The sequence below is a fragment of the Pelotomaculum terephthalicicum JT genome, from assembly GCF_022410535.1.
GTDB classification, from domain to species: domain Bacteria; phylum Bacillota; class Desulfotomaculia; order Desulfotomaculales; family Pelotomaculaceae; genus Pelotomaculum_D; species Pelotomaculum_D terephthalicicum.
The window spans coordinates 1-3,260 of sequence record NZ_JAKNBL010000080.1; the positions used below are offsets into that span (position 1 = coordinate 1).

The 3,260-nt window shown below is 42.7% G+C and carries 5 protein-coding genes; all 5 read right to left on the bottom strand.

Annotated features, from left to right (window positions below):
* Positions 1–694: 694 nt before the first annotated feature.
* The 5 genes from L9W92_RS18445 to L9W92_RS18465 all read right to left on the bottom strand — a co-directional run bounded on the left by L9W92_RS18445 (position 695) and on the right by L9W92_RS18465 (position 3,038).
* On the bottom strand, positions 695–997 hold the full coding sequence (locus L9W92_RS18445; RefSeq protein WP_240085204.1) for a hypothetical protein: 303 nt from the start codon (positions 995–997) through the stop codon (positions 695–697).
* A 126-nt stretch (positions 998–1,123) separates the two neighbouring features.
* Positions 1,124–1,417, bottom strand: a complete 294-nt coding sequence (locus tag L9W92_RS18450; protein WP_240085205.1) for a hypothetical protein — start codon at positions 1,415–1,417, stop codon at positions 1,124–1,126.
* Entirely contained in the window at positions 1,407–1,625 is a 219-nt protein-coding gene (locus L9W92_RS18455) for a hypothetical protein (protein WP_240085206.1), read from the bottom strand. Before L9W92_RS18455 ends, L9W92_RS18450 begins: the two co-directional genes overlap by 11 nt.
* A gap of 220 nt (positions 1,626–1,845) precedes the next feature.
* On the bottom strand, positions 1,846–2,784 hold the full coding sequence (locus L9W92_RS18460; RefSeq protein ID WP_240085207.1) for a helix-turn-helix domain-containing protein: 939 nt from the start codon (positions 2,782–2,784) through the stop codon (positions 1,846–1,848).
* Complete coding sequence (locus L9W92_RS18465) at positions 2,784–3,038, bottom strand: hypothetical protein (protein ID WP_240085208.1); 255 nt, start codon at positions 3,036–3,038, stop codon at positions 2,784–2,786. Before L9W92_RS18465 ends, L9W92_RS18460 begins: the two co-directional genes overlap by 1 nt.
* Positions 3,039–3,260 lie beyond the last annotated feature (222 nt).

The following is a 3,260-nucleotide window of genomic DNA, read 5'->3' on the forward strand; positions in this document are numbered from 1 at the left end:
TCTTTGCCATGCCCATTTTTAGGAATGTCGTGAAAAGGACAGTCTTTTTAGCCTGGCATGCCAGAATTTCCAGTTGCTTTATTCCAGATTTAATGATTCCTCCCATCTAATGCCGAGAGCCTATATAGAATTATTACCTGGTGTATGTCCCTAATCTTGACAATTCTATAATCCAGATTTATTATTTATTTAAAAGTTATCACCCCTTTAATTAGTGGGAATACTGAAACTGAGGGACGGCACGAGTGCCTCACTTCAACCGGGGCTTCAAGGTTCCCCGGGTTGTTGCTAGCAACCCGGGGAACACTATTTAACCGCCAAGTTTACAATGGACACCACGAGGGTTAGTCCGAGGAGTAGGGCGATGATAAGTTGTATAACATCTGGTGTTTTCACCTTCCCCACCTCCCTTCGGAATTTCTCCCCCGGTTGGTGAGGCCCGCCCTCAGTTTCATATTCCCAGATTATTTTACCATTTTTGACATGCCGCGCAAGAAAAATTTCCCGCTATTGCCAGGCGTCACCCCCTTTGAATCTTGAGACTGTAAAAACTTTGACACTTTCACATTACCCACCATGTTAAGATTTTGACAGGTGAGTAATGCAAGGTTAATTACAGGTAAAAAACAAACATTCCTTATATCCCCAACAACATTGTAAAAACTTTTACACTGTCACACTGCCCAGTGTGAATCTACAAAGAACTTGACACCCGCAACAGCAAATTGAGCAAGGCGTCCTGGTATTCACTTTCCTTTTTATCCGCCGCTTTACAAAGATCCCTGATAAATTCGATTGCTATATTTTTAACTTCATCCTCTGAATCACTGTTAAGTTCTTCTGCCAGAGCAAGGAAATTTCTACGTTCCTTAGCCGTTCTCTTCATAAACCTTGAAGCAAAATCGATTATTTTGGATTCCACATAAGCATATTGCTCTAAGCTAACTCCACCCCCGGTATCCGGGGCTGTTTCAATTAGCAAATTTTCTTGCACCACCTGGCACGCCTCCTTTTAATTTTAGGATTTACCCAGGTAGCGCAGGATGTTATAATTGCCTCACCGGAGGCCTCCGCGCCCCTGGGTTAGGTTTTGAGGGCTGCTCCACCGGCAAGTGACCAGCCCTCAATCTATCTTAAACACCTCCTCTCTACTTGATTTACCCTGAATAATTTTACCTTTATAAACTACAGTTAAATTCTCCGGCGCATTGAAAAACGTGTTGTAAAAACTGCGTAGCTCTTGCCGAATCACTTCTTCTTGACATTCTTTATCCGTTTTATAGTCATCAACGAAGTCCCTGTAATCTTCTGCTAATTCATACTTAAGCTGCTCAAATTCTTGTTTGGTTAAGCTATTTTTCTTGTAGTTGTTTAAACTCTTCTTAACAAATTGCTCTTCGGTAACATTAAATAACATCAAGCCCCTCCGGACCATAAGCCTCCATTAACATGGCTTCGACTTCCTTATCAATCATCTGGTATGTTTCTTCTTTGAACAGATAAAAAAAGAAGCATTCCATTTGAGCTTGTAGTAAACTGCCGTGATTCTTTTCCCACTTATGATGAGCTCTCATCATCATGCCCCAGGCCCACTTTTCCAGTTCATTATCTAAAATAACCTTCACAGGATACCAGCCTCCTTTGTCTCGTCTCGTTATTCCATTTGAAACAGTATGATTTCAAAGCCACCTGGCTCGCTTTTTCTTCTCAATTCATAAGCCAAACGGATTCTTTCAAAAACAGCTGGTAATATTTCGCTGATCGCTTGCACTTACTTACCCCCTCTCGTCGATTTGTTCCGTCTTCTATTCGCCATTAAGCTTCGGAACTGGGTATTGTAACCGATTAAACGTATAAACTTTTGATGAACTTCTTCTTTTTTTCTTGTTCCGGGGTGAGGGTGTAGTTATTATCATTCTTCCTCCCAGGCCCGGCTCTGGGGGTCCTGTTGTTGTTACTCCTTTTCTCTGGAATAAAATTAGCTCTAGCCGGCTGGTCCGGCTGTATGTCGTTTTTAAGCGCGTAGCGCAGCCATGACCCTACGCCCCTGATTTCAATACCCTGAGAAAGTTGGCGGTCAAGCTCTCCTAGAACTAAAGATACTTTTTCCGGTGGGTATCTCTCTAAAATCTCTTTTGCGAAACTTATAGATATGTCGGCTCCAGCTACTTTCCGGACGTTTGCGCGAATTTGCTCCCAAGCCGGCAATTTATGCGGTATTTCTTCTGCCGGACTTTTTTCTTTCCGGTTCCCTTGCAACTTTTGGCTATTATTATCAGGTATATCAACCAACTGCAAATCAAAAGCAGCGCCGTCATTTTCGACAGAGCTGCCTGCGCTCTCGCTATTTGAAATTTTTTTCGTTCCGTGTGGCTGCTCAACAACAACAGATCTCTTTACTGAGTATTCTTTGTGCGACATATTTGTCGCATCCGGACACGACATATTTGTCGCATCCGGCATTTTCAGGCGTTCCACAGTTTTTAGGTCTTTTATGTAGTAGACGTTAGTCTGATTCTGACCACGCCGTCTCCAGGTGATTAAGCCATAATCGCGAAGCTCGAAAAGATATCTTTGCACCTGTCTTATACTGATTTCAGCAACTATGGCGAGGCGTTCCTGGCCGGGAAAGCACTCGTTTTCCTGCCAGGCAAACATCAGCAAAAGACCATACATGAACTTTGCACCGATACTCAACCCCATAGCCATCATTACAGCATTTGGAATAGACGTAAAACCATTCTTTAGCTTGGGGTTTTCCAGGACCAACGTTTTGTCTGTCATCAAACCGCCTCCCGGATCAATCGGTGGTTTTGGAGTTCGGAGACACATTCCCGGATTTTCTGTATGTCACAGCCGGTTATTTCGGCTAAAAAGCTTTCAGTGATCTGATATTTGCGCCAGGTCAACATAAGGAATATAGAAAACAGGGCTTTTGCTTCAAGAGAAAGTGTTCGCGAAGTAAGCACCGAATTCGGTACGGAAGTCAAACCATCTTTCATTGTAGAATCAAGAAAAACCAGCGATTTTTTATTCATAGAAAGCAACCTCCCTTAATGGGTTCCAGGTGAAAAGTTTTTTAATCAGAGTTATCACCTCCTCGGCAGAAAGAAAACCCCTAAGCCTTGCCATCCAAGGGCACTGAAAAAGTCCATTTGCAGCAATGCAGATGGACTTTTTGTCCAAAATTTTTGTCCAAAAATGGTATAATTATTCATGAAAGAAGTTGAGTGAGCGGGGGAATCAAAAATGCTCATCGA

What these genes read in the sequence shown, in the direction of transcription:
- L9W92_RS18450 (WP_240085205.1), bottom strand. Translation starts at nt 1,417, where the DNA reads ATGTTATTTAATGTTACCGAAGAGCAATTTGTTAAGAAGAGTTTAAAC.
- L9W92_RS18460 (WP_240085207.1), bottom strand. Translation starts at nt 2,784, where the DNA reads ATGACAGACAAAACGTTGGTCCTGGAAAACCCCAAGCTAAAGAATGGT.
- L9W92_RS18465 (WP_240085208.1), bottom strand. Translation starts at nt 3,038, where the DNA reads ATGAATAAAAAATCGCTGGTTTTTCTTGATTCTACAATGAAAGATGGT.